The following is a 26,451-nucleotide window of genomic DNA, read 5'->3' on the forward strand; positions in this document are numbered from 1 at the left end:
TATTCTCGAGCAAAAAAAACCCCGGTTTCCCGGGGTTCTTTGTCAAAGCGTACCTATTACTGCTTAGTGCCCTGGCAGGAACCCGGACGGTACTTGGACTGCACGCTGCCACCGCAGGTCCAGTCGACCTGGAAGGTGGACGCATTCACCGTGCCTGTCAGGACGATATTACCGGTCGCGCCCGACACGGTGCTGACTGCGGTGATCACGCAGCCGCTGTTGCTGACACCGCTAACGTAGGTCGACGATTGGCTCTCGAGCACGCTGGTGCTGGGGCAGTTGCCGTTATTCGCAGCGACATACTCCGAAATGGTAGTGCGGCCCGACGACGCTGCCAGCACGACTTCCGAGACCTTGGCCTTCTTGGTGTAGTCTGAATAGGCCGGCAGCGCAATGGCGGCCAGGATGGCAATGATGGCGATCACGATCATCAGTTCGATCAGGGTGAAGCCCTGTGCATTCTTCTTCATGAGTTCAATCTCGGCTGGTTGGATAGGACGGATGAGCGCACGTGGATCTCCCTCGACTGTAGGTTGATCGTGGCATGCAGAATCACCACGTCTGGATTTATGCATGGACTGTGCCAACTCTTGCGTCGCTCGCCAGGGCGCGGTTTGGCTGGAGACACAACTAGCGGGCGGTGAGAACCGTCCGTCCGGGGGAGTCACAGAGTGACAAAAAATGTCAGCTGCCAAGCATTTTCAGGTCAGTGGTGCATCTGGTTCACACCACTTATGCTGTCGACGACCGGTGTACATCCGTTGGCACTGGCGTCATCTGCAGGCGTGGCGTGATGTATCGCGAAATATTACTGATTTTTTTTGTGACGTGTTCGACCATTGGCAGTCAGTTGCTCGTCAAACGCGGACTGGCGCAGGTGGCCGCGAGGACTCCGTCACCCGAAGGCTCAGCATGGCTGATCGCGGCAGTGCTTTCGCCCAGCGTAATCACCGCGGTGGCAATCCAGGGCATTGGCTTCATCGTCTGGATGCTAGTGGTCCGCCAGGTCAAACTGGGAGTGGCATTCGCGATCTCCGGGGCATTTTTCTATCTACTGCTCGCGTTGCTGAGTTGGCTGCTCTACGGCGAGCGCCTCGCACTGTGGCAATGGGTAGGACTGGTGCTGATCTCCGTGGGTGTGGCCTTGGTTTCCCTTAACGCACAGGGGGGGTGAGGTGGCGTCACTTGCACTCAGTCATGTCTTCGTCGTTCCGGCATATGGGGATTCGCCGCATTTGGAGGTGTGTCTGCGCTCGCTGAGTACGCAGTCCTCGCCATCGCCGATATGGATTAGTACCTCGACGCCGACGTCCGCTATCCGACAACTGGCGGATCGGTTCGGCGCGACCCTGGTTGAACATCACAGCGAGCGTCGTGGCATCGGCGTGGACTGGAATCTCGCGTTGACAGCCGTGCCGGCAGGTTGGGTGACGCTAGCGCACCAAGATGACGTCTATCTGCCTGACTTCGCCCGCGACACGAAAGCGGCGATGGAAGGTGCGCCGGACGCGTCGCTTATCATGACCGGCTATGGCGAACTGGTCGGGGAGTCTACGCGGCAGATCACCTCGATGCTTGTGGTCAAGCGGCTATTACAGGAGCTAGCGTTCTTCGGCCTGTCGGTTCGGCGCTCCAGGGCAGCAAAGCGACGTCTGCTCATGTTCGGGTGTGCGGTGCCGTGTCCATCGGTGACGATGCGCACTCCGCCAAGCTGGGGTGCTTTCAGGGAAGATTTACGCTTGAATCTCGATTGGGATGCCTGGACGCGGGCTGCGGATCAACCGGGAAGTTTCGTGCGGATCAAGCGTGTTTCGATGTTGCATCGTGTCCACGCAGAAAGTACGACGACCGATGGCGTGCTATCGGGCATGCGTGCCAAAGAGGATTTGATGATGTTCTGCCGCTTCTGGCCGCGCCCGATTGCCACCTTGTTGGCCTGGATCTATCGTCTTTCCTACAGTGCTGGGACGTGAGCGTGTCTGCAACGACTGTGTACGTCCAAACGGGCGAGGCGCGATTGGAGACGCTGCGATTGGCGATCGTGATTCCGTGTTACCGGGTCAAGGCGCACGTGCTGGACGTACTGGCAGCGATTCCGTCAGAGGTTGGGTCGATTTACGTGGTCGATGACCATTGCCCGGACGCGAGCGGCGACTTCGTGCAACAGAATTGTACCGATGACAGGGTCGTCGTCGTCCGCAATCCGGTGAACCTAGGAGTCGGGGGCGCCACCGTGGCTGGGTATCGTGCGGCGCTGGCAGGAGATGCCGATATCATCGTCAAGATGGATGGTGACGGCCAAATGGACCCGGCTGCTCTGCTGGAGCTTATCGGGCCGATCGTGAGAGGCGAGGCCGACTATTCCAAGGGAAACAGGTTCTATGATTTGACGCAAATCCGTCACATGCCCGCTGTCAGAATCGTGGGCAACACGGCCCTATCCTTTTTGACCAAGCTTTCGTCCGGGTACTGGGATATCTTCGATCCGACCAATGGCTATACGGCGGTGCACGCCAGCGTGCTTGCGCGCCTGCCATTGGACAAGATCAGTCGGCGGTACTTCTTCGAGAGCGACATGCTGTTCCGGTTGAATACCATTCGCGCGGTCGTGGTAGATGTCCCGATGGACGCGCGCTATGGAGACGAAGTCAGCAACCTCAGTATTCGGCGGATCGCCGTGGACTTCTCCATCCGCCATTTGCGAAGTTTCGGCAAGCGGATATTCTACAACTACTTCCTGCGGGACTTGTCGCTGGCCTCGCTTGAGCTCGTCGCTGGAATGGCATTTCTCGTGTCCGGTGCGTTGACCGGTGCATTTTTCTGGCTGCAATCAGCGCAAACGGGCTACTTCAGTTCAGCGGGCAGCGTCATGCTTGCGGCGATTCAGATCATCGTGGGCATCCAGCTGATTCTCGGATTTCTTGCCTACGACATCGCATCGGTTCCGGTGCGGCCATTACATGTCTTGCTGCGGGGAGCGGCATTGCGCCGGGAGGGACGGCATGAGTGAGTTCGGCGCTGCTTACACGGAGTATCAGGTAAACCGGAGTCGGCTCAGGAAGCTGGTGCGCAGAGCCTACTTGCGTAGTGCGCAGGCATTGTTGCGTGGGCCAACGCTGGACTTCGGGTGTGGCGTCGGCGAATTGCTGGAGCGTCTTCCCAATGGGTCGAGAGGGATGGAATACAACCAGGCGACTGTCCGCTATTGCCGTGAGCGTGGTCTGCCTGTGGATCACTACGATGGCGAGAGTGACGATTGGAGTCTTCGATTGTTGACCGGCGGCGCTCGTTTCGAGTCGATGGTGATCAGTCATGTGCTGGAGCACCTGGAGCAGCCGCGGGAGGTCTTACGAAAGCTCGCTGCCGCTGCTCGCCGGCTCGGTGTACGACGGATCCTAGTAGTGGTGCCGGGGCAGAAGGGATTCGCGTCCGATGCCACGCATCGGACTTTCGTCGATGCCGAGTTTCTCTCCCAGCCGGAATTGCTGGCAGATGCCGGATTTCGGTTAAGCCGACGGCGGTACTTTCCGGGCAATGTGCGCGTGCTGGGGGACTGGTTCCCCCACCACGAGTTGCAAGTGCTTTTCGTTGCCGACGCCTCAGATCCGTAGCGCCGAGGAGCGATCGGCTTTGCCGCCATTGTCGATACCTCACATTGGGCGGCACACTACTAATGCAGCCAATTGAAAAGGTCCACAAATCCATGAACACCGCTGTTACGACGAATCTAGTCGGTATCACGGGAATCGCTCGGCGCCTGGTGCAGGACGGTGCGATTGACGAATCCGCCGCTCGCGGCGCCATGGACCAGGCTGCGGCCGCCAAGATCCCGCTTCCTCAGTGGTTTGCCGAAAGAAAACTGGTATCGGCAGCGCAGCTGGCGGCGGCCAATGCCGTGGAATTCGGCATGCCGCTGATGGATGTGTCCGTGTTTGACGCAAGCCAGAACGCGGTCAAGCTGGTCAGCGAAGAGTTGCTCCAGAAGCATCAGGTGCTGCCGTTGTTCAAGCGCGGCAACCGGTTGTTCGTGGGGGTGAGCAACCCGACTCAGACCCGGGCACTGGACGACATCAAGTTCCATACCAATTTGGTGGTCGAGCCGATCCTGGTCGATGAGGATCAGATCCGTCGCACCCTGGAGCAGTGGCAGGCCAGCAATGCGTCGCTTGGCTCATCGCTCGGTGACGACGATGAGGGGATGGGCGACCTGGACGTGTCGGCCGGGGACGAGGACATGGGCGCCGGCGGGGATGCCGGGGTTGATGCCAAGGGCGACGACACGCCGGTGGTGAAGTTCGTCAACAAGGTGCTGGTGGATGCGATCCGGCGGGGAGCCTCCGACATCCATTTCGAGCCCTATGAGGACGACTACCGGGTGCGCTTGCGCATCGACGGGCTGCTGAAGAATGTGGCCAAGGCACCGGTAAAGCTGAACCAGCGCATCGCGGCGCGCCTGAAGGTGATGTCGCAGCTGGATATCGCCGAGAAGCGGGTGCCGCAGGACGGGCGCATCAAGCTCAACCTGTCCAAGACCAAGCAGATCGACTTCCGCGTGAGCACCTTGCCGACCCTGTTCGGGGAGAAGGTGGTGCTGCGTATCCTGGACGGCAGCGCGGCCAAGCTGGGCATCGAGAAGCTGGGCTACGAGGCGGACCAGCAGAAGTTGTTCCTGGAAGCGATCCACAAGCCGTACGGCATGGTGCTGGTGACCGGGCCGACCGGTTCGGGCAAGACGGTGTCGCTGTATACGGCGCTGGGCATCCTCAACGACGAGACGCGCAACATCTCCACTGCCGAGGACCCGGTCGAAATCCGTTTGCCTGGCGTCAACCAGGTGCAGCAGAACAACAAGCGCGGCATGACCTTCGCCGCGGCGTTGCGCTCGTTCCTGCGCCAGGATCCGGACATCATCATGGTCGGCGAAATCCGCGACCTGGAAACGGCCGAGATTGCGATCAAGGCCGCGCAGACCGGCCACATGGTGTTGTCCACGCTGCACACCAACGATGCGCCGCAGACCATTGCGCGTTTGATGAACATGGGCATTGCGCCGTACAACATCACCTCGTCGGTGACGCTGGTCATTGCGCAGCGTCTGGCGCGGCGCCTGTGCAACAACTGCAAGCGCAAATCGAGCCTGCCCGAGCATGCGTTGCTGGCGGAAGGGTTCACTGCAGAGCAGCTCGCTGCCGGGATCGAGCTGTACGAAGCGGTCGGTTGCGACGAGTGCACCGAAGGCTACAAGGGCCGTACCGGTATCTACCAGGTGATGCCGATGACCGACGAGATTGGTGCGATTGTGCTGGAAGGCGGCAATGCGATGCAGATTGCCGAGGCGGCGCAGAGTATCGGCATCCGCGACCTGCGCCAGTCGGCGTTGGTCAAGGCCGCGCACGGGGTAACTAGCCTGGCCGAGATCAATCGCGTAACCAAGGACTGAGGGCCGGGAATCGGGAATCGGGATTGGGGAATCGGAGAAGCTGGCTACAGCGGTAATCCTTTTCCCCCCAAGCTTTTGCTCGACGGTTTTGAGACTGGGCAAAGTTGCGAAGGCCAAAAAAACGGCGCTTCCTCGTAAGAGGAGCGCCGTTTTTACTAGGAGAACAGCATCCGCCCATGAATGCCGTCCTCTAAGGTCTTCGAGACGTAGAGGCCAGAACAGAGCAGTCAAAGCAATTAACCACGGTCAACCCGCTGTTACGATTCCCGATTCCCCAATCCCGACTCCCGGCCTTTTACTCCATCCCTAACTTCTTCAATTTATAACGCAAGGCCCGAAACGTGATGCCCAGCTGCGCAGCAGTCTTGGTCTTGTTCCAGCGGTTTTCTTCCAGCGCCTTCTGGATCGCGGCGCGCTCCAGTTGCTCGATGTAGGAGGGCAGGGCGGCCGAGGCGGGGTCGATGTCGACCACCGCTTCGCGGGGTTCGACGGCGGCGCTGCCGGGAGTGGCGGCCAGGCGGTGGCCGCCGTGGGCGGGCAGGCGCAGGTCGGTGGCACTGATCTGGTCGTCTTCGGCCAGGGCCAGGGCGCGTTCGAGGATGTTTTCCAGCTCGCGCACATTGCCCGGGAAGCCGTACTGGTCCAGCGCGTCGAGCGCGGACTGGGTCAGCAGCGGAATCGGCCGGCCGTGGCTATGTGCCAGGCGCGCGATGATGGCCGCGGCCAGTTGCGGCAGGTCGCCGCCGCGTTCGCGCAGCGGCGGCACACGCAGTTCGATGACGTTGATGCGGTAGTACAGGTCATGGCGGAAACGGCCGTCGGAGACCAGGTCGCCCAGGTTCTTGTGGGTGGCCGAGAGGATGCGCACGTCCACCAGCGACTCGCTGGAGGCGCCCACCGGGCGCACCGATTTTTCCTGGATCGCGCGCAGCAGCTTGACCTGCATCTGCAGCGGCAATTCGGCCACTTCGTCCAGGAACAGCGTGCCGCCATGCGCGGCCTGGAACAGGCCGGGCTTGTCGGCATGTGCGCCGGTGAAGCTGCCCTTCTTGTGGCCGAAGAATTCGCTTTCCATCAGTTCGGCGGGGATGGCGCCACAGTTGACCGGCACGAACGGGCCGGCCGCGCGTGCGCCTTGTTCGTGGATGGTGCGGGCGACCAGTTCCTTGCCCACGCCGGATTCGCCGACGATGTAGACCGGCGCCTGGCTGCGCGCGACCTTGCCGATGGTGGCGCGCAGGCTTTCCATTGCACTGGAGTCGCCGAGCAGGCGGCTGGCCTGTTCCGGCGGCGGCGGTGGCGGGGCAGGGCGGTCGCGGTTATTCAGTTCCAGCGCGTGCTTGACCAGGCCGCGCAGCACGCTGATGTCCACCGGCTTGCTGACGAAGTCGAAGGCGCCGGCCTTCAAGGCTTCCACCGCCAGGTCCATGCTGCCGAACGCGGTGATCATCGCCACCGGGGTCTGCGGATAGTGCTTGGCGATTTCGGTAACCAGCTCGATGCCGTTGCCGTCAGGCAACCGCATGTCAGTCAGGCACAGGTCGTAGGGATTGTTGGCCAGCAGCTCGCGCGCTTCGGCCAGGTTGGCGGCGGTGCTGATGCGCAGGCCCATCCGGCCCAGGGTGAGAACAAGCAGTTCGCGAATGTCACGCTCGTCATCGACAACCAGGGCACTTTTCGGTTCGTTCATGTGGCGCACGATAGCCCACGGCGATGACAGTCGACAATTGCCGGCCGAGTCCGGGCGTAACGATTCACGTGATCACACGATGGTGCGCGGGCTAAGCACGATGCGCAGCAGCTGGCCGCACGGACACGATCGCAGTGCCATTGCAGGAAGCTGCGCAACTGGCTTGCTCCAGGAGTGACGCGACGGTCCCGCTCATTTCCCGAGCAGGGTATTGGGCACCTGCAACAGGATCCGGAAACACGCACCGCCGCCGGGCACCGACACATAGTCCAGTTGCGCCTGGTTGGCGCGGCACAGCTCCTGGGCGATATACAGGCCCAGCCCGGTGCCGTGTTCGGAGGTGGTGTAGAACGGGCGGAAAAGCTGTGCGGCCACTGTCTCGGGGATGCCGGGGCCGCGGTCGACCACATCGATCACCGCCATGCGCTCCAGGCGTTCGACGCGCAGCTTCACCCGCGCCGGCTCGTCCATCCCCCGGCCGTACTTGAGCGCGTTATGCACCAGCGCGGTCAGGATCTGGTGCAGGTGCTTGGGGTCGACCAGGGCATGCACGGAAGGGCCTTGAATGCTCGCTTCCAGGATGTCGGTTTCCATCGACAGGGTCTGCCGGTACTCGACCACGAAGCGGCGCACGAACGCGGCCAGATCCAGGTTGTCCGGGCTTGCGCGTTCGCGCCGGGCCAACGCGAGCACGCTTTCGACGATGCCGTTGGTGCGCTGACATTGCTGGTGGATGATCTGCAGCAGGCGGCGGTCGGCATCGCCGATGTCCGGGGATTCTTCCAGCAGCTGCGAGGCGTAGCTGATCGCCGCCAGCGGGTTGCGGATCTCGTGCGCCAGGCTGGCCGAAAAGCGCCCCATCGCCGACAGGGTGAGCGATTCGGCGCGCCGCGACACCACGCTGGCATCGTCCAGAAACACCAGCACCAGGTCGCTGTCGGCGAGCAGCCGCACGAAGCGCGGCTGCACTTCCGGGCGATCGGCGCCCAGTTGCAGCGGGGCTTCTTCCTCGCGCCAGCCGCTGCGCCAGCGCTGCAGGCGGCGCGACAGTTCGGGCGTGAGCGCGGCCAGCGACAGGTCGACCGGCGCATTGCGCTGGTCGCCATCGCCGAGCAGCGCCAGCGCCGCCTCGTTGGCCAGGGTGATGCGGTTGTGGGTGTCGACCACCAGCACGCCGGTGCGCATGCGGCGGATGATCAGTTCGTTGATCTCGTAGAGGTTGGCGACCTGCGCGCCGCGTTCTTCGGCCAGTACCTGGTTGCGGCGCGCACGCGAGCCGATCTGTTCGCAGATGAAGGCCACCGCGACGTAGCTGGTGGCGAACATCGCCAGCTCCGCGACCGGGCGAGCGGCGCCGCCGCCTTCGAGCAGGGTCCACAGGTATTCCAGCACGATGGCGCCGCTGGCGAGCACCGCGATGCTCATGCCGTAGCGCAGGCGCAGCAGGATCGAGGCAGCGGCGACATTGAACAGCAGCATCATCGCGATGCCGGCGCTGGCGCCGGGCAGCGCATGCGTGGCCAGGGTCGCGGCGGCGATGTCGGCCAGCACCGAACAGAACACGGTGGTGGTCAAACGGCGCTCGCTGCGGCCCCAGAACAGCAGCGGGATCGCCACCGATAGATAGCCGATCGCCACGCCGGCCGCCAGGCGCGGGTAACGCGGCTCCGGGATCGCGTCGGACAGGGGGCTGAACACCAGGGCGGCGATCAGCCCGGCTACCAGCACCCGGTACAGCGAAAAGAAGTACAGCTCGCGCTGCGGCGCGGACTGGATCCGGTCGATAAGCGATGGGCTGGATGGCAAGCCGATTCCCCGCTGGAGCAAGCCGCGAGTATAGGCAGGTGCGCGGCCCGCGCAGCGCTTGCGCACAGTGCCGGGCTGCGTGCAAGCGGCGCAAACGGCGGGCCACCCGCGCCGACTTTTGCGCCGCACGGCGTGGTCGGCCACAATAGGCGGCCCGTTCGCGTCTCTTGACGTGCCGCTCAGGCGGTCTGCGTTGCACGCAGCGGTCGTTTCCTTTTCCCACGGTGACGCATGAATTTCCACGAATACCAGTCAAAACAGCTGCTTGCCGAGTACGGCATCCCCGTTCCGGCCGGCAAGGTCGCGGCGACCCCGGACGAAGCGGTTGAAGTCGCCAATTCCCTGGGCAAGGGCCCCTGGATGGTGAAGGCGCAGATCCACGCGGGCGGTCGCGGTAAGGCTGGCGGCGTCAAGTTCTGCAAGACCACCGACGACGTGAAGGCCGCAGCGGCCAAGATGCTCGGCACCAAGATGTCCACCTACCAGACCGCCGGCGTCGAGCTGCCGATCAACCTGGTGCTGGTGACCACCGCCGGCGAGATCGTCAAGGAGCTGTACCTGTCGATCCTGGTCGACCGCGGCACCAAGACCATCACCTATATCGCGTCCAGCGAGGGTGGCGTGGAGATCGAGCAGGTTGCCGCCGAGACGCCGGAGCTGATCCACTCGCTCAACGTCGATTTCGTCGAAGGCGTGCAGGGCTACCACGGCCGTGATTTCGGCTTCAAGCTCGGCCTGACCGCCAAGCAGGCCGGCCAGTTCGCCAGCATCATGGTCAACCTGTATCGCCTGTTCAACGAAAAGGATCTGGCGCTGGTTGAAATCAACCCGCTGGCGATCCTGGACGACGGCAACCTGTACGCGCTGGATGGCAAGTTCGACAGCGACGACAACGCCGCGTTCCGTCAGAAGCAACTGGTCGCCATGCGCGACAAGACGCAGGAAGACGAGACCGAAGTGACTGCGTCGGAGCTGGACATCAACTACGTCACCATGGACGGCAACATCGGTTGCATGGTCAACGGCGCAGGTCTGGCCATGGCCACCATGGACGTCATCAAGCTCAACGGCGGCGAGCCGGCGAACTTCCTGGACGTGGGCGGCGGCGCCAACAAACAGCGCGTCATCGAGGCGTTCAAGCTGATCCTGTCCTCGGACAAGGTCGAAGGCATCTTCGTCAACATCTTCGGCGGCATCGTCCGCTGCGACATGATTGCCGAGGGCATCATTGCCGCGGTCAAGGAAGTGGGCGTCAAGGTTCCGGTCGTGGTGCGCCTGGAAGGCACCAATGTGGAAGAAGGCAAGCAGCTGCTGCGCGACAGCGGCATGGCCATCATCCCGGCCGACAACATCAACGACGGTGCCAAGAAGGTCGTCGAAGCTGTCAAGAACGCCGCCTGATTCACGACACCGAAGGAACTATCCATGTCCGTTTTGATTAACAAGAACACCAAGGTGATCGTGCAGGGCTTCACCGGCCAGCAGGGCACCTTCCACGCCACTCAGATGATTGAGTACGGCACCCAGGTCGTCGGCGGCGTGACGCCGGGCAAGGGCGGCACCACGCATATCGACCTGCCGGTGTTCAACACCGTGGCCGATGCCGTCAAGGCCACCGGCGCAGACGCGTCGGTGATCTACGTGCCGCCGCCGTACGCGGCCGATGCGATCCTGGAAGCGGCTGCGGCCGGCATCAAGGTCATCGTCTGCATCACCGAAGGCATCCCGGTGCTGGACATGCTGCGCGTCAAGAACGTGCTGACCCGCTCGCATCCGGATACCGTGCTGATCGGGCCGAACTGCCCCGGCGTGATCACCCCGGGCGAGTGCAAGATCGGCATCATGCCGGGCCACATCCACAAGCCGGGCAAGATCGGCATCGTGTCGCGTTCGGGCACCCTGACCTATGAAGCGGTCAAGCAGACCACCGAAGTGGGCCTGGGCCAGAGCACCTGCATCGGTATCGGTGGCGACCCGATCAACGGCCTGAACTTCGTCGACTGCCTCAAGCTGTTCAACGAAGACCCGCAGACCGAAGGCATCATCATGGTCGGCGAAATCGGTGGCGACGCCGAGGAAGCCGGTGCCGAGTACATCAAGCAGTTCGTGAAGAAGCCGGTGGTCGGCTTCATCGCCGGTGCGTCGGCTCCGGCCGGCAAGCGCATGGGCCACGCCGGTGCGATCGCATCGGGCGGCAAGGGCACTGCCGAAGGCAAGTTCGCGGCGATGGAAGCTGCCGGCGTCAAGACCGTCCGTTCGCCGGGCGATCTGGGTGCGGCGATTGCTGCGCTGGTGAAGTAAGCACGCCGCGCGCGCAAGCGCGTAGCGTCGGAGAGGCCGCCTTCGGGCGGCCTTTTTTTTGGCTAGCCATTCGTGGCTAGCCACCAGTGGCAATGGCCGACGTGGCCATTGCCACTGGCCAATGGCTGGCTGGTGCCAGCGTCTTCGCAGGCCGCCGTTGCCTGTCGCGACTTGGCGGTGGATTCGATCGGCTTGCAGCGTTCGATTCAAAGCTCGTGCTGCTGCGCATTGTGCTCAAGCAGCAGGTCCACGAACGCGCGCACCTTTGCCGGCCGAAAGCGCGTTGCCGGGAACACGGCGTGGATGCCGCCGGACGGCAACTGCCACTGCGGCAGCACCTGCAGCAAGCGACCGGCAGCCAGATCGTCGGCGACCACATAATCGGGCAGCACCGAGATGCCTGCGCCCTGGCACACCGCCTCGCGCACGGCGAGGGTGGCGTCGAGAAAGATGCCCGGTTGCACGTCCACACTCTGCGGCGCATGCGTGGCGTGCGCGAATTGCCAGCGCTGGTGATCGCGTAAGGCAGTGTTCGCCACGAAGGGCAGGGTGGCGATGTCCTGCGGCGATGCGATTCGGGCCAGCTGCGCGGCCATCGCGGAAGGCGCGACCAGCAACTGTCGAAACGTGCCGATCTCGCGCGCCTGCAGGCTGCTTTCGGCCAGCCAGCCGACGCGGATCGCAAGCTCGATGTTGGCCGTCATCAGGTCCAGGGTCTGGTCGCTGAGGATTGCGTCGACCTTGCAGGCCGGATAGCGCCGGGTGAAGGCCGCGATCGCCGGCACCACCACGCGCACGCCGTAGTCCAGCGGGGCGGTGAGCCGGAGCAGGCCGGAGGGTTCGGCGGCGGTGTCGGTCAGGGCGTCGAAGGCGTCGTCGGTATCGCGCAGGATGGCCGCGCAGCGCTGGTAGAACGCCTGCCCGAGTTCGGTGGTGCGCACCTTGCGGGTCGTGCGCACCAATAACGAGGTGCGGCATTCGCGCTCCAGGCGGGCGACCTGCTGGCTCACCACCGCCTTGGTGATGCCCAGGCGCTCGGCGGCTGCCGTGAACGAGCCGGTGTCCACCACTGCGACGAAATAGGCAAGCCGGCGCAAATTGCCAAGGCCGCCTGGTCCGGTCTCGTTTCGATTGTGTGTCTTTGGCATACGGTATGTTTATGGCGGATGGATTTAAGAGTCAACGGCGTGAGCCTAGGATGCCTTCCTCGCCACCGGATGCCGCTGCCATGTCCACGACCCGCTGTGCGGCTGGTGCTATGGCGCCACCACCGTGGTGTCGGCGTTGCATGCACGGGCCGATGTCGCGCTGCAACTGCTGCCAGCCGGCCTGTTTCTGGGCGCTGGCGCCAGGGCGATGGACGACACGTTCGCCGGCTACGCCTGGTCCAACGATCAACGCATTGCGCAGCTGACCGGCCAGGTTTTCAGCGCTCAGTATCGGCAACACGTGCTCGGCGATCGTCAACAGCGCTTCGATAGCGGTCCGGCGACGTTGGCACTGACCGCGGTGGCACGTATCTATCCCTCGCGCGAATTGCAGCTGCTGGGGGCCATCCAGCGGGCGCGCTATGTCGAGGGTAACGATGTGACCGCGCTGGACACGCTGGTGGGCCTGCTGGAATCGCTTGGGCTGGAGCAGGCCGCAAAGCAGATCGCCGCGCCGGATGCGCAGCTGCTGGCGCTGACACAGGCGCGCATCGACCAGGCGCTGGCGCTGTTGCAGGAATTCGATGTGCGCGGCGTGCCGACGTTGGTTGCGCAGTCGTCTGGCAAGCGGTGGTTGCTGGATGTCGGGGCGGGTTATGGGAACCCCGATTTAGTCCTGCGGCAGTTGGATGCTTGGCATTAGGCGTCTGGGTGACTGGTTTCTCGCTATGGGGTTGGCTTTCTTGCAGCTGACCTTTCCCCACACACGTCTCCGGTGATTTGGCTGTTTTCCGCCGCACCCTTACCCCAACCATCGCCATCCCCAAAGGCCATAACCAATGCCAACCCGACGAGACGTCATCAAAACCCTGGCTGTTGCGAGTGTCGCGACCGCCATCCTTGGAGCGAACAACGCCATGGCTGCACAGACCACACTGACCTATCAACATTTCCCCGCCGGCGAACACGGGTTCTTCCGCGCCCCTGTACTGATTTCCGGCGCCCGCGATGCGGTGCTGATCGATGGCGGCTTTACGCTGCCCGACGGCAAGGCGTTGGCCGAGGCCATCGGTGCCAGCGGCAAGACGCTGACCACCATCTACATCAGCCAGAGCGACCCGGATTACTACTTCAGCCTGGCGCCGATCAAGGCTGCCTTCCCCAAGGCGCGCGTCATCGCCGCCTCTGCAACCATTGCCGCGATCAAGGGCAATGTTGAAAAGAAGCTGGCCACCTGGGGGCCGCAGCTGAAGGAAAACGGCCCGCAGCGCCTGGCCGACATCGTGCTGCCGGAGGCCTTCGACGACCACGCAATCACGCTGGAAGACCAAGCGCTGGAAATCGTCGAGGCCGATGGCCTGGCCAATCGGCGCTATGTGTGGGTGCCTGCGCTCAAGGCCATCGTCGGTGGCGTGCTGGTGTTCTCCGGCACGCATGTGTGGACCGCCGATACGCACGGTGCCGAAGGGCGTGCAGCCTGGCGCAAGACGCTGGACGGCATGGCGGCGCGTTCGCCGTCGGTGGTGGTGGCCGGCCATCTGGTGCCGGGTGCGCCCACCGATGCCTCGGCCATCGCCTACACGCGCGATTATCTGCTGGCCTTCGAGGAAGAGCTGGCCAGGCACAGCAACAGTGCCGACCTGATCAAGGCCATGACCGCGCGCTATCCCGATGCCGGCATGACGGTGGCATCGCAGATCGGCGCCAAGGTTGCCACCGGCGAGATGCAGTGGGGCTGATGCGATGACGATGCAGCCGGACATCATCCGCGCTGGCGACGTGCGCGCAGTGGACGAAAAACACTGAGACAGCAGTAGATCCCTGCATGCAGGTGCGCTTCTGGAATAATGCAGGCTTGGCGGCGACGCCGGTCTGCATCCCGGTCTCTTGCGGGATGCGGCGCAGCCACGCCTTCCCAGCTGCATTCGCATAGGCCTTCCAATGTCCCAGACGCTCCGCATCGCCATGGCCCAGTTCGACTTCCCGGTCGGTGCCGTGGCGCGCAATACCGATCGCATCATCGACTTCATCGCGGCAGCGCGCGATGAGTTCGATGCGGACATCGTGCTGTTTCCCGAGCTGGCGATCAGCGGTTACCCGCCGGAAGATCTGCTGCTGCGGCCCGGTTTTCTGGCCCATTGCGAGGAAGCGCTGGCGCGCATCGCCGCCAGCACGCGTGGGGTCGTGGCGGTGGTCGGCTGGCCGCAGAGTGCCGGCAGCGTGGTCTACAACGCGGCCAGCGTGTTGCGCGACGGGCGTATCGAGGCGACGTACCGCAAGCGCGAATTGCCCAATTACGCAGTATTCGACGAGCGCCGCTATTTCGACGTGGACCCGGATGGCGACAACTGCGTGGTCACGGTCAAGGGCGTGCAGGTGGGCGTGGTGATCTGCGAGGACCTGTGGTTTGTCGAGCCGTTGGCCAGGACCGTGCAGGCGGGCGCCGAGCTGGTGCTGGTGCCCAACGCCTCGCCCTACGAGCGCGGCAAGCATGCGCAGCGTGATGCCTTGCTGGCAGAGCGCACCCGCGAGAGCGGGGCGGCGATTGCCTATCTCAACGTGGTCGGCGGGCAGGATGCGCTGGTGTTCGACGGCGCGTCGGTGGTGGCCGATGGCGACGGCACCGTGCATCCGGCCGCCGCCGCGTTCGTCGATCAGTGGCTGGTGGTGGACTACGCTGCCGGCGAGCGCAGCTTCACTCCGGTGGTGTGGGTGGACGATGGCGACGAAAGCATGGATGCGCTGGCCTGGCGCGCCGTGGTGCGCGGCTTGCAGGACTACTGCCGCAAGAACGGCTTCAGCAAGGTCTGGCTGGGCCTGTCCGGCGGCATCGATTCGGCGCTGGTGCTGGCGATGGCGGTCGATGCGCTGGGTGGCGACAACGTCACCGCGGTGCGGCTGCCGTCGCGTTACACCGCCAACCTGTCCAACGATCTGGCCGACGAGCAATGCCGCGCGCTGGGCGTCAAGCTGGAAACCATTGCGATCGAGCCGGCGTTCGAAGGCCTGCTCGCCGCGCTGGGGCCGATGTTCGAAGGCACCCAGCCGGACATCACCGAAGAAAACCTGCAGTCGCGCAGCCGTGGGGTGATCCTGATGGCGCTGTCCAACAAGTTTGGCGGGCTGCTGCTGACCACCGGCAACAAGAGCGAGTACGCGGTGGGGTACGCCACCATCTACGGCGACATGTGCGGCGGCTATGCCCCGCTCAAGGACCTGTACAAGACCGAAGTGTTCGGCCTGGCCAAGTGGCGCAATACCGTGGGCGGGGCTCCGGTGATACCGCCGGCCGTGATTTCGCGCCCGCCCTCGGCCGAGTTGCGCGACAACCAGACCGACCAGGATTCGCTGCCGCCATACGATGTGCTGGACGGCATCCTGTACCGCTACGTCGACCAGGAGCAGTCGCGCGATGACATCGTCGCGGCCGGCTATGCCGCCGACACGGTCGAGCACGTGCTGCGGCTGGTGCGGCTCAACGAATGGAAGCGCCACCAGGCCGCGCCCGGGCCCAAGGTGTCGCGGCGCGCGTTCGGCCGCGAGCGGCGTTACCCGATCACCAATGGCTATTCCGGCCAGTAGCCCGAACGGCTATTGCGGTCGGTCGCCCGTCGCATCGGCTGCCGCTGCGGTGGCCGGTGCTTGGGCGAAGCGGGTGAGCAGGTCCAGAGTCGGCTTGGGCCGGGTCAGGTCGTACATCAGGCCGAAATGGCCTTCGGCGCCCTGGATGGTGGTCTGGTCCAGCAATTCGTAGACGTTTACCTCGGACACCACGTCGGCATAGTTGTCGCGCACGTTGCGCAGCAGCTGCGCCAGGCTGTCGTAGCAGCCGCGGTCGCCTTCCGCACCGCCGGTGGTGTTGCCGGTGTAGATCTCCGCACAGTTGAGCTCGTTGAAAAATACCGGGGTCTTGTAGGTCTGCGCTGCCGTGCGTAGTTGGCCCAGGTACAACGCGCTCCAGTAGCCGGCATCCTGGTGGAAGGCGTAATAGTGGAAGCTGATGTGGTCGAAATTGAAGCCGGCCGCCTTGGCCTTGGCCAGGAACCACAGCGAGCCATTGCGGTCGCCCGGGCAGCGTGCGTTGGCGCTGCGGTCGTCGCTGTTGCAGGCGGTGATGTTGATGGTGAAGCGCAGGCTGGCGCCCAGTTCGTTGGAGGCCTGGCGCATGCCCAGGTACATCGTGGTCATTGCCGCGATGCGCGCATCGGCCTCGGCGCGCACCAGATCCTGTTCGTTGCCGATCTCCCACACCTTGATGTCGGTCGCATAGCGGCGTGCCAGCTGGTAGCCGATCTCGCGCGACATCGGGTAGACCATCGGGCGCAGCGTGATGCCGTACTTGCGCGCCAGCGGGACCAGCGCATCCAGCGTTGCGTAATCGCGCGGGTCCACATCGAAGCGGTAGCTGCGCAGATTGCGTGCGGCCAGCAGTTGGAAGCGGGCCTCGGCCTGGGCCATGGAATAGCCGGGGCGATTGTCGTGGGCGTTGACGCCGTAGACGATGGGTGCCGCAGTGGCGGTCGTGGTCATCGCCGCCAGCAACAGGGCGAGCAGGAACGGGACGATGCAGCGGGACATGCGGCCTCCTGGGTAGGTGCCAGCGGGGAGTCGGATCTTCTTCGAGGTGCAGTATAGGCAGCGCGCAGGCGCGGTTCGGTGACCTAGTGCCAGGTCTGGCGAGGTGCGCGCAACGGCCGCACGCAGGCGCGCTCGGGCGGTGCGAGGAAGCGTGGGACGCGGGCACGTAATGCTGGATCGCCGATCTGTCGCTCGATCGGACCTGGCCATCCTCAGGTACCGCAAGCGCCTGCGGCAATCAGCCGCGACGTCGCCACAGGCGCGTTGCCGCATCCGTATTGCCGCAATAAAAAAGGGGCCTTGCGGCCCCTTTCTCATCACACCGGCGGCTGATCTCTCAGTCGCGGCTCATCTGTGCATTGCGCTGACCGGTGGCGGCGGACTTCTCGCCGGCGAACGGGTTGAGCTTGCGGATGGCCCACGGGTACTTGGGCCAATTGCCGGTCAGCCACGGATGCTGCGGGCTGTTGAGCTCCAGCACGCGGCGGGCGTCGGCGGCCAGGGTCTTGTTGCCCAGGTGGGTGTAGGCCTCGGCCAGCACCGCCACCGCGTCGTATTGGTAGGCGCTCTGCGGATAGGTTTCCAGCAGGTAGTTGGCACGACCGGCCGCCGACACCCAGGCATTGCGACGCAGGTAGTACAGCGCGTTGTCCAGTTCATGCTGGGCGAACACGTCGCGCAGCTCGATCATGCGCTTGCGTGCATCCGGCGCGTAGCGGCTGTTCGGGTAGCGGTCGGTGACGGTGTTGAAGTCGTTGTAGGCCTGCTGCGGCGAGGACAGGTCGCGACGGCTCGGATCCAGCGACCACACGCGGCGCAGGAACACCGTGTCGCGGTTGCTGTTGGCCAGCCCGCGCAGGTAATACAGATACGAGATGTTGCGATGGGTCGGGTAGGTCCGGATGAAGCGGTCGACGCTGGAGACGGTGTCGTCGTGTTTGCCGGCCTTGTACTGGGCGTAGGCGGTCTCGATCATCGCCTGCTCGGTGTACGGGCCGTACGGGTACTGGGCGATCAGGCGCTTGTAGCTGGCTTCGGCGCCGGCCCAGTTGCCTTTCTCCATCAGGCCGTGGCCCTTGCCGTAGAGCTGCTCGACCGGCATGCCCTCATCGGGATTCTTGTCCTTGGCGCCGCGGTGGCAGCCGGTGACGACGAACGCCATGACCAGCATGAGGGCAATCAGGCGCGCAGGCGCGGAAAACGTGGACCGTCGGATCATGGTCTGGGCAGGACGCATCAGGAAAACGAGAGCGCGATGATAGCCTAGTGGCCTGTCCGGCGACTGACTCCCGCCGCCCGGACCCCCAAATTCCCGCTTTTGCCTGAGTGCCTGTGTCCATGTCCGACCCATCTGCCGACCCCCTCGACCCGTCCATCCGCCAGGCCATCGTGCCCGACAACGCCGCTGGACGCCGTTTCGACGCGGTGCTGGCCGAGCTGTTCCCCGAATTCTCGCGCTCGCGGTTGTCGGAGTGGATCAAGTCCGGCGATGCGCTGCTGAACGGGGAAATGGCGCGCCCGCGCGATACCTTGCGCGGCGGCGAGAGCGTGCAGGTGCAGGTGGTGCTGGAAACCCAGACCCAGGCCGCGCCGCAGGACATCCCGCTGAGCGTGCTGTACGAAGACGACCAGGTGCTGGTGATCGACAAGCCGGCCGGGCTGGTGGTCCACCCGGGCGCCGGCAACCCGGACGGTACCCTGGTCAACGCCTTGCTGTTCCGCGACCCGGCGCTGGCGGCAGTGCCGCGCGCCGGCGTGGTGCACCGGCTGGACAAGGACACCAGCGGCGTGATGGTGGTGGCGCGCACCGTGCAGGCGCAGACCGCGCTGGTGGAACAGCTGTCCGCACGCGATGTGCATCGCCAGTACCTGGCGGTGGTGGTGGGCGCGCTGGTCTCCGGTGGCACCGCCAATGCGCCGATCGACCGCCATCCGCGTGATCGGCTGAAGATGGCGGTACGCGACGACGGCCGCGATGCGGTCACCCATTACCGCCTGCGCGAGCGTTTCCGCGCGCATACCGCGCTGGAATGCCGGCTGGAAACCGGGCGCACCCACCAGATCCGCGTGCACATGGCGCACCTGAAATCGCCGATCGTCGGCGACCCGCTGTACGGCGGCGCGCTCAAGCTGCCCAAGGGCGCCAGCGACGAACTGGTGCACGAGCTGCGTACCTTCAAGCGCCAGGCATTGCATGCCGAAACCCTGGAATTCCTGCACCCGGTCAGCGGCGAGCCGGTGCGCGCCAGCGCGCCGGTGCCGGCGGACCTGCAGCGTCTGATGACCGCGCTGCGTGAAGACAGTGCGCGCGCCGCCGAGCTGGCACGCCGCTGACATGGCCGCCGCCGCACCCTTCGTGCTGCCGGCCGACTGGCCGGCGCCGCCGCGCATCCATGCGCTGACCACGCTGCGCTACGGCCTGGGCGGCTCGCTGGCGCCGTTCGACACGCTCAACCTCGGCAACCGCCACAGTGCCGAGGGCGACGTGCCGGAGCAGGTGGAACGCAACCGGGCGCTGCTGGTCGAGGCGTTGGCACTGCCCGGCACCCCGCAATGGCTGCGTCAGGTTCATGGCGTGGAGGTGCTGCGCGTCGGTGCGCCCGGGCCTGCGCCTGGCGAGCGAGCGGGTGCTGCGGGCACTGCCGCCCCAACAGCGCAGGAGCCGGTCGCCGACGCAGCGGTGACCGCGGTGCCCGGCGTGGTCCTGGCCATCCTCACCGCCGACTGCCTGCCGGTCGTGCTCGCAGCCAGCGATGGCAGCGAAGTGGCTGCCGCGCATGCCGGGTGGCGCGGCCTGGCCGACGGCATGCTGGAGCGCAGCGTGGCGGCGATGCGCACGCCGCCACAGCAGGTGAGGGCCTGGTTGGGGCCGGCAGCGGGACCGCAGGTGTATGAAATCGGCGAAGACGTGTTCAACGCCTTCGTCGCGCACGATGCGCAGGCACACGCCGCGTTTGTTGCGACCCGCCCGGGGCATTGGCTGGTGGATCTGTATGCGTTGGCGCGTCAGCGCCTGCAGCGTGCCGGCGTACCGGCAAGTGCCATTCACGGCGGCGGGCTGTGCACCATTTCCGAGCCGCAACGCTTCTTCTCGCATCGGCGCGACCGCCGCAGCGGACGCATGGCCACGCTGGCCTGGATCGCGCCCTGAGCACGCCGTTGTTTGCGCAGGTGCTGGGGCCGGACGCGTTCGCGCAACTACCTGCGCCGGTGCGCGCGCTGCATTCGGTGCAGCAGCGGCAGACCTTCGCCGGCCGGGCAAGGATTCAACGCGGCACGCATGCGCTGGTCCCGCTACTGGCGTTGCTGAGCCGGCTGCCGCGCAGTGGCGAGGTGGAGGTCGAAGTGGAGTTTCTCACCGACGCGACGGGCGAGCGCTGGCATCGGCGGTTCGGCGGCTTGCCGATGTATTCGCGGCTGTGGCGCGATGGCAACCGCTTGCGCGAACATCTGGGCGCAGTGCGCTTTGAATTCGCGCTGCGCGCCGATGCGCAAGCGCTGTATTGGCAGGCCACCCGGGTGTGGGCATTGGGCTGGATTCGGTTGCCTGCGCGCTGGTTCGAGCAGGTGCGTTGCCGCGAGCATGCCGACGCCGGGCGTTACGGATTTCTGGTCGACGTGCACCTGCCGCTGGTCGGCCCGTTCATTCGCTACGAGGGCTGGCTTGAACCGCGTTGATCCACCGCTCGTTGAATCGTCTCAGCTGGAGTCGTCTCGGTTGGAGCCTGCTCACTCGAAGCCATCTCGTGTGGGACCGCCCGGCCTTAGGCCAGGTGCCGTGCCCGCGACCATCGTGTTCGATGGCGTGTGCCTGCTGTGCAATGGCTGGGTCATGTTCCTGCTGCGTCACGATCGACGCGGGCGTTATCGCTTCGCCGCACTGCAGGGCCAGGCCGGGCGCGCGCTGTTGCGGCAACACGGCCTGGATCCGGACGATCCGTTGTCGTTTCTGCTGGTGGATGCCAGCGGTGCGTGGACCGACAGCGATGCGATCGTGCGGGTGCTGGCCGGGTTGGGCGGCTTCTGGCAGCTGGCAACGGTGTTGCGCCTGGTGCCGCGTAGCGTACGTGACATCGGCTATCGCCTGATTGCCCGCAATCGCTATCGCTGGTTCGGTCGCACCGACCATTGCATGCTGCCGACGCCGGAGCAGCGCGCGCGGTTTCTCGACTAGCGCCGCAGCCCGACGTAGGAGCGCCCCTGGGCGCGATGGGGCGTTACCGGGAAAGCCTCATCGCGCCCAGGTGCGCTCCTACGGTGATTCCGTGTCGGCGGCTTACGCTGCGGCGTTTCCAAAATCTGCGCGCACTGCCTTCGGGTTGCCGTCGTGCGCGGCTTGCAGGCGGAAGATCGACACCGCATCGGCCAGTTCCACGGCCTGTTCTTCCAGGCTGCGTGCAGCGGCGGTAGCTTCTTCCACCAATGCCGCATTGCGTTGGGTGACTTCATCCAGTTGCGCGACGGTGCGGTTGACCTGCTCGATGCCGCTGGATTGCTCGGCGCTGGCAGCGGTGATCTCGCTCATGATGTCGGTGACGTGTTTGACCGAGCCGACGATCTCGCGCATGGTCGCGCCGGCGCGATGCACCAGGCCCGAGCCCAGCTCGACCTTGTCGGTGGAGTCGGCGATCAGCGTCTTGATTTCCTTGGCCGCATCGGCCGAGCGCCGCGCCAGGGCGCGCACTTCCGAGGCGACCACCGCAAAGCCGCGGCCCTGTTCGCCGGCGCGAGCGGCTTCCACCGCGGCGTTGAGCGCCAGGATATTGGTCTGGAAGGCGATGCCGTCGATGACGCCGATGATCTCGCCGATCTTGCGCGAGGCGGTGCTGATCTGCCCCATGGTGGCCACTACATCGTCCATCACCTGGCCGCCGTTCTGCGCGACTTCGCCGGTGCCCACCACCAGCCGATTGGCCTGCAGCGCGCTTTCGGCGTTCTGCTTCACGGTGGAGGTGAGTTCTTCCATGGAGCTGGCGGTTTCTTCCAGATTGGCCGCCTGTTGCTCGGTGCGCTCGGACAGGTCGGTGTTGCCGGCGGCGATTTCCACCGCCGCGCGGCGGATCGTGTCCGATGCGATCTGGATACCGCCGATGATCTCGGTCAGCCGGGTCACGGTCTGGTTGGTGTCGTCGCGCAGACGCGCAAAGATGCCGTGCGCATCGCCATCCACGCGCTGGGTGAGGTCGCCTTCGGCCAGTGCACCGATCACGCGCGCCAACGCGCCCAGGTGGGTCTCCACTGAGTCGTAGATGCGGTTGATGCCCTGGGCCAGCGACAGCAGCACGCCGTCCATGCCGTCGATCTGCATGCGCCGGCTGAAATCGCCGGCCGCGGCGGCATCGATGATCTGGATCAGCGCCTGCTCGGCGTTGACCTGCGCGGTGACATCCATCCACTGCGCGATGGTGCCCAGCTTGGTGCCGTCGGCGGCGATGATCGGGCTGTAGACGAAGTCGATCTGGCGGCCGAAGAACGGCGCGCGCACCGCCTTGGAGGCGGTCAACGCGCGCATGCGGTCGATCGCGGCCTGGCTGTCCGGATAGATGTCGCCGATGCTGCCGCCGACGAAACCTTCGGCATGGAAGCTGGGGCGGAAGCTCTGCACATCCGGCTCGATCAGCTTGAGCATCGCGAGCAGCTTGCGGTTGGCGAACAGCACCTGTCCGTCGTCGTCGGCGATGCGGATCATGGTGTCCAGGTCGTCCAGCGCCTTGATCACGAACTGGCCATGACGCAGGCCCTGTTCCATCACATCCAGGCGGATGGCCAGCTTGTCCTGGGTCGCCTGCAGGGCGTGCAGCAACGGCGCGAGTTCGCCGGAGGCTTTGCGCAGATCCAGACGCTGGAAGCGCCCGTCACCGATGGCCGTCACCGTGCCGACCGCCTGTTCCAGTTGCGCGACGTTGCGACGGCGCGACCACCACCACAGCCCGGCACTTGCCAAGCCCAGCACCAGCAGCGCCGGCAGCAAGCGGCCCAACCCGGCCCAGACACCGCCGGGCAGCAGCGTGGCGGCGTAGAGCGTGAGCAAGGCCAGCAGCCCGATCTGTGCAGCGGCAGGCAGCCATGTGGTCGTGGTGACACGCGCAAGGTTCCGGCCGAAAGGCGGGCGGGAGACGGCGGTGGCATCGGGTGAGGGCGACATAGGCTGAGTCCAACGGAGTGATTCGAAGTAGGGAGCGGCGTCCTGCACTGCATGGGCTGCTATGGGGTATCGGCGGCCGAGCCCGAATCATGACCGCGTGAAATCGCCGTTCGTCGGAATCTGTCGACCAGACCGCTGAAAATGCCGATGTAGTTGATTTGGAAGCGTTTTCAGTCTGGTTTAGTAAGTCGTGAGACCATAGTTTGCGACGTGATGGCGCTTTCCGGATTGTAAATTCCACGTGAAATATGAGGCGGCCTAAGAGTGGCTTATCCGAGCATCGCAGCCTTGGAACCCACGCCGTGCCGCATGGCCGTGACTCACCAGCCGCACCCTCCGTTTAGCGCGAAGAGGAGGCATCGAAGAGCAGGGAATGGAGAATGGAGAATCGGGAATCGGGAATGGGGAATGGGGAATCGAGCGCACCATCGATCCCGCCCACCGCTGGAAGGCGACAGGAAAGCGCTTTTCCAATTCCCGATTTCCCATTCCCGAATCCCGAATCCCCACAAAAAAAAACCGGCCATCTCACGATGACCGGTCTATCGATGCCTTACACGCTGACGCTGCGCCGGCTTACTTCGCCGGCTTGGCGCCCGCGTCGTCGGGCAGCGCCCAGGCGATCACGCTGTCGCCCGACTTGGTTTCCATGCGGTCGTGCCCACCCACGGCGGCCACGATGTACTGCTTGCCGTTGATGGTGTAGCTCAACGGAGCGGCCTGCGGGCCGGCCGGCACGCGGGTCTCCCAGACCTGCTTGCCGGTGCGGGTGTCGAAGCCGCGCATGAAATCGTCCAGGGTCGCGCCGATGAAGGTCACGCCGCCGGCAGTGGCCAACGAGCCGCTGTTGTTGGGCGTGCCGATCTCGAACTTGGTCTTGGACGGGATGCCCATCGGGCCCTGGTCGTAACCGGTGCCCAGCGGACGCCGCCAGATCACCTGCTGGGTGCGCAGGTCCACGCCGGAGATATAGCCCCACGGCGGTGCCACGCACGGCGTGTTGAGCGGCGACATCCACGGCTCCTTGCGGGCGCCGTAGGCCAGGCCCTTCTGCGCCATGTAGCCGGGCGTCTTGCTCTTGCCGTCGAACACCGACACCACGCCCAGCTCGTTCATCTTTTCGCGGGTATAGACCTGCAGGGTGTAGGGCAGGCGATTGCTGTTCATCACCATGATGCCGCGCTGCAGATCGACCGAGACGCCGCCCCAGTTGATGCCGCCGTGGTTGCCGGTGAAGGCCAGCGAGCCCTGCAGGGTCGGCGGGGTGAACATGCCTTCGTAGCGCAGCTGCTTGAACTGGATGCGGCAGGCCAGCTGGTCAAACGGGGTCATGCCCCAGGCGTCGGATTCGATGATGGTCTCGTACTCGCGGCTCGGCGCGCCCACGGTATTGGGCATGCCCGGCGAGATCGGCTGCGTGGCCGCAGTAAAGTCGCCGTGATCGGTACCTTGCGGCACGGCGATCTGCTTGACCGGCATGATCGGGGCGCCGGTGGCGCGGTCCAGCACGAACACCTGGCCGGACTTGGTGGCCTGGATCACCGCCGGACGGGTACCGCCGCCAGCGACCGGCCAGTCGACCAGGTTCGGCTGCGGGCCGATGTCGTAATCCCACAGGTCGTGGTTGACGGTGCGGAAGTGCCAACGCTCCTTGCCGGTGGCCGCATCCACGGCAACCAGCGAAGCGGTGTATTCCTCATCCTGCGGGGTGCGGCCCTTGCCGAAGAAATCGCCCGAGGCGTTACCGGTCGGCAGATAGACCAGGCCCAGCTCGTCGTCGGCGGACATCAGCGACCACACGTTCGGGGTCGAACGGGTGTAGGTCTGCCCGGCCGGCGGCTCGGCGGTAATCGCCGGGTTGCCCAGGTCCCAGGCCCAGCGCAGCTGGCCGGTGAGCGCATCGAAACCGCGCACCACGCCGGACGGCGCATCGCCTTCCTGGCCGTCGCGCACCTGGCCGGTGGGCTGGATCACTACACCGCGCATCACCACCGGCGGCGAAGTCGGGCCGACGAAGCCCGGCTTGGTGTTGCCGGTGCCAGCGTTGAGGTCGACAAAGCCGTTGGTGCCGAAGCTGGTGCACAGCTTGCCGGTCTGCGCGTCCAGCGCGCCAAGGCGGCCATCGACCATCGGCCAGAAGATCCGCGTCGGGCATTCGGCGGTGCCTTGCGGCGCCTGGTAGTACGACACGCCGCGGCAGGTGGTGGCGGCAACGCCGGCCATCGCCTTCGGGTTGGTCTGCGGGTCGAAGCGCCAGCGCTCCTTGCCGTTGGCCGCTTCCACCGCGATCACCTTCTGGGTCGGGGTGCAGATGTAGAGCAGCTCGCCGACCTTGAGCGGGGTGTTCTGGAAGGCGTAGCCCAGCTTGGAGCCGGCCGGCTTCAGATCGCCGGTATGGAATTCCCAGGCGACCTTCAGGTCCTTGGCGTTTTCCGGGGTGATCTGCGCACCGGGCGTGTAGTGGTTGGACAGGTTGGAGCCGGCGTATGAGGTCCAGTTGCTGGCATCGTGATTGGCCGCGACGTTGCCGTCCGGGCTGGGCACGTTGGAGCGGCTGAACGGCGTCGCGCTCTCGGCCGGCAGCTTGGAGGCATCGGCCAGTTCGACATTGCGCGGCACCAGCAACGGCCACAGGATCAGCGCCGCGCCCAGGATCGGCAGCACGCCGGTCACCAGGCCATAGCCCAGCCCCGACAGCGGCTGCATGCGGCGCCGTGCCACGCCCCAGAACGGCAGCAGCACCAGGCCCAGTACCGACATCCAGGCCAGACGCGGGATCAGGCCCCAGCCATCCAGGCCCACTTCCCACAGCGCCCAGGCGATGGTGGCGGCCAGCGTGGCGCCAAACAGCCACAGGCCGGCACGCTTGCCCAGCGCCAGCAACACGCCGGCCAGGAACAGGCCGATGCCCGCCAGCAGGTAATACCAGGAACCACCGACGGCGACCAGGCGGCCGCCCTCGTAGGCAAGCACCGCACCGAGCACGGCGATCACCACGGCATAGACCACCAGCAACCAGGTGCCTAGTCCACGTTTTGAGGATTGATCAGTCATTTTGAGATGTCAGGAAGGACCCAGGCACCGGCAGACGGTGGCGAGTCGTGGAGGGAGAAAGATCACAGGCTGGCAAAGGGCGGCCCTGATCTAACAAAAACGTCCTGAAACAAGAACGTCCGGATATGAACGCGCAGCCCCTCCCAGGGTCCTCAGCGCTACTCATGTGAATATTTTAGACCGCAACGACGCTCGTGTCCGTGACGGAATAAGAACCAGCGTTCCAGGCTGTGCGTCTGGAGCGTTGAAATTGCTCAAATCCGATAGCGCAGGAGCGTGGTGTGGGTGT

Annotated in this window: 22 protein-coding genes; 14 read left to right on the forward strand and 8 right to left on the reverse strand. The window is 65.0% G+C overall.

Annotation, left to right across the window (positions count from 1 at the left end; all coding sequences use genetic code 11):
- Positions 1-56: 56 nt before the first annotated feature.
- Positions 57-470, reverse strand: a complete 414-nt coding sequence (locus LL972_RS00090; protein WP_104567528.1) for a pilin — start codon at positions 468-470, stop codon at positions 57-59.
- 323 nt (positions 471-793) lie between these two features.
- On the opposite strand from LL972_RS00090, the gene LL972_RS00095 reads away from it, so the two are divergent.
- The 5 genes from LL972_RS00095 to pilB all read left to right on the forward strand — a co-directional run bounded on the left by LL972_RS00095 (position 794) and on the right by pilB (position 5,440).
- Positions 794-1,174: an SMR family transporter gene (locus LL972_RS00095; RefSeq protein ID WP_104567527.1), complete on the forward strand. Its 381-nt coding sequence runs from the start codon at positions 794-796 to the stop codon at positions 1,172-1,174.
- Between the two features lies 1 nt (position 1,175).
- Complete coding sequence (locus LL972_RS00100) at positions 1,176-1,973, forward strand: glycosyltransferase (RefSeq protein ID WP_228325889.1); 798 nt, start codon at positions 1,176-1,178, stop codon at positions 1,971-1,973.
- Positions 1,974-2,041: 68 nt separating this feature from the next.
- Positions 2,042-3,010, forward strand: a complete 969-nt coding sequence (locus LL972_RS00105) for a glycosyltransferase (RefSeq protein WP_429002100.1) — start codon at positions 2,042-2,044, stop codon at positions 3,008-3,010.
- Positions 3,003-3,611, forward strand: a complete 609-nt coding sequence (locus tag LL972_RS00110; RefSeq protein WP_228325890.1) for a methionine biosynthesis protein MetW — start codon at positions 3,003-3,005, stop codon at positions 3,609-3,611. The genes LL972_RS00105 and LL972_RS00110 overlap by 8 nt, the downstream gene beginning before the upstream one ends.
- A 92-nt stretch (positions 3,612-3,703) precedes the next feature.
- The gene (gene pilB, locus LL972_RS00115; RefSeq protein ID WP_228325891.1) at positions 3,704-5,440 is read left to right on the forward strand and encodes a type IV-A pilus assembly ATPase PilB; all 1,737 of its coding nucleotides are present in this window, start codon (positions 3,704-3,706) and stop codon (positions 5,438-5,440) included.
- Positions 5,441-5,735: 295 nt separating this feature from the next.
- Here pilB and LL972_RS00120 read toward each other — a convergent pair whose 3' ends face one another.
- Positions 5,736-7,130, reverse strand: coding sequence for a sigma-54-dependent transcriptional regulator (locus tag LL972_RS00120; protein ID WP_016901261.1), 1,395 nt, complete (start codon positions 7,128-7,130; stop codon positions 5,736-5,738).
- A 192-nt stretch (positions 7,131-7,322) separates the two neighbouring features.
- The gene (locus LL972_RS00125) at positions 7,323-8,936 is read right to left on the reverse strand and encodes a sensor histidine kinase (RefSeq protein ID WP_228325892.1); all 1,614 of its coding nucleotides are present in this window, start codon (positions 8,934-8,936) and stop codon (positions 7,323-7,325) included.
- Positions 8,937-9,167: 231 nt separating this feature from the next.
- Between LL972_RS00125 and sucC the strand changes: the two genes are divergently transcribed.
- Positions 9,168-10,337, forward strand: a complete 1,170-nt coding sequence (gene sucC / locus LL972_RS00130; RefSeq protein ID WP_016901264.1) for an ADP-forming succinate--CoA ligase subunit beta — start codon at positions 9,168-9,170, stop codon at positions 10,335-10,337.
- Positions 10,338-10,361: 24 nt separating this feature from the next.
- Entirely contained in the window at positions 10,362-11,237 is an 876-nt protein-coding gene (gene sucD / locus LL972_RS00135; protein WP_047124757.1) for a succinate--CoA ligase subunit alpha, read from the forward strand.
- A gap of 206 nt (positions 11,238-11,443) precedes the next feature.
- Here sucD and LL972_RS00140 read toward each other — a convergent pair whose 3' ends face one another.
- The gene (locus LL972_RS00140; RefSeq protein WP_228325893.1) at positions 11,444-12,334 is read right to left on the reverse strand and encodes a LysR family transcriptional regulator; all 891 of its coding nucleotides are present in this window, start codon (positions 12,332-12,334) and stop codon (positions 11,444-11,446) included.
- A gap of 178 nt (positions 12,335-12,512) precedes the next feature.
- Between LL972_RS00140 and LL972_RS00145 the strand changes: the two genes are divergently transcribed.
- The 3 genes from LL972_RS00145 (at position 12,513) to LL972_RS00155 (ending at position 15,967) form a co-directional block, all read left to right on the forward strand.
- On the forward strand, positions 12,513-13,088 hold the full coding sequence (locus LL972_RS00145; RefSeq protein WP_228325894.1) for a DsbA family protein: 576 nt from the start codon (positions 12,513-12,515) through the stop codon (positions 13,086-13,088).
- A 214-nt stretch (positions 13,089-13,302) separates the two neighbouring features.
- Positions 13,303-14,124, forward strand: a complete 822-nt coding sequence (locus tag LL972_RS00150) for an MBL fold metallo-hydrolase (RefSeq protein WP_228325895.1) — start codon at positions 13,303-13,305, stop codon at positions 14,122-14,124.
- Positions 14,125-14,326: 202 nt separating this feature from the next.
- Positions 14,327-15,967, forward strand: a complete 1,641-nt coding sequence (locus LL972_RS00155) for an NAD+ synthase (RefSeq protein ID WP_166763409.1) — start codon at positions 14,327-14,329, stop codon at positions 15,965-15,967.
- Positions 15,968-15,976: 9 nt separating this feature from the next.
- Here LL972_RS00155 and LL972_RS00160 read toward each other — a convergent pair whose 3' ends face one another.
- The gene (locus tag LL972_RS00160; protein WP_228325896.1) at positions 15,977-16,963 is read right to left on the reverse strand and encodes a hypothetical protein; all 987 of its coding nucleotides are present in this window, start codon (positions 16,961-16,963) and stop codon (positions 15,977-15,979) included.
- A gap of 337 nt (positions 16,964-17,300) precedes the next feature.
- Positions 17,301-18,182, reverse strand: coding sequence for an outer membrane protein assembly factor BamD (locus LL972_RS00165; protein WP_005992845.1), 882 nt, complete (start codon positions 18,180-18,182; stop codon positions 17,301-17,303).
- 119 nt (positions 18,183-18,301) lie between these two features.
- On the opposite strand from LL972_RS00165, the gene rluD reads away from it, so the two are divergent.
- From rluD to LL972_RS00185, 4 genes are all read left to right on the forward strand, one after another.
- Positions 18,302-19,297, forward strand: coding sequence for a 23S rRNA pseudouridine(1911/1915/1917) synthase RluD (gene rluD / locus LL972_RS00170; protein ID WP_228325897.1), 996 nt, complete (start codon positions 18,302-18,304; stop codon positions 19,295-19,297).
- A gap of 1 nt (position 19,298) precedes the next feature.
- Positions 19,299-20,114 (forward strand): peptidoglycan editing factor PgeF, encoded by an 816-nt coding sequence (gene pgeF / locus LL972_RS00175; protein WP_228326013.1) that lies wholly within the window; start codon positions 19,299-19,301, stop codon positions 20,112-20,114.
- A gap of 20 nt (positions 20,115-20,134) precedes the next feature.
- Positions 20,135-20,641: a DUF4166 domain-containing protein gene (locus LL972_RS00180; protein WP_228326014.1), complete on the forward strand. Its 507-nt coding sequence runs from the start codon at positions 20,135-20,137 to the stop codon at positions 20,639-20,641.
- Between the two features lie 70 nt (positions 20,642-20,711).
- Entirely contained in the window at positions 20,712-21,137 is a 426-nt protein-coding gene (locus LL972_RS00185) for a thiol-disulfide oxidoreductase DCC family protein (RefSeq protein WP_228325898.1), read from the forward strand.
- 102 nt (positions 21,138-21,239) lie between these two features.
- Here the strand turns inward: LL972_RS00185 and LL972_RS00190 are convergent, their stop codons facing one another.
- Positions 21,240-23,108 carry a methyl-accepting chemotaxis protein gene (locus LL972_RS00190; protein WP_228325899.1) on the reverse strand — a complete coding sequence of 623 codons (1,869 nt, stop codon included), beginning with the start codon at positions 23,106-23,108 and terminating at the stop codon, positions 21,240-21,242.
- A gap of 576 nt (positions 23,109-23,684) precedes the next feature.
- Complete coding sequence (locus tag LL972_RS00195; protein ID WP_228326015.1) at positions 23,685-26,123, reverse strand: glucose/quinate/shikimate family membrane-bound PQQ-dependent dehydrogenase; 2,439 nt, start codon at positions 26,121-26,123, stop codon at positions 23,685-23,687.
- Positions 26,124-26,451: the final 328 nt, after the last annotated feature.

Origin of the sequence: Xanthomonas campestris pv. asclepiadis (assembly GCF_020784175.1) — a bacterium.
Taxonomy (GTDB): Bacteria; Pseudomonadota; Gammaproteobacteria; order Xanthomonadales; family Xanthomonadaceae; genus Xanthomonas; species Xanthomonas campestris_D.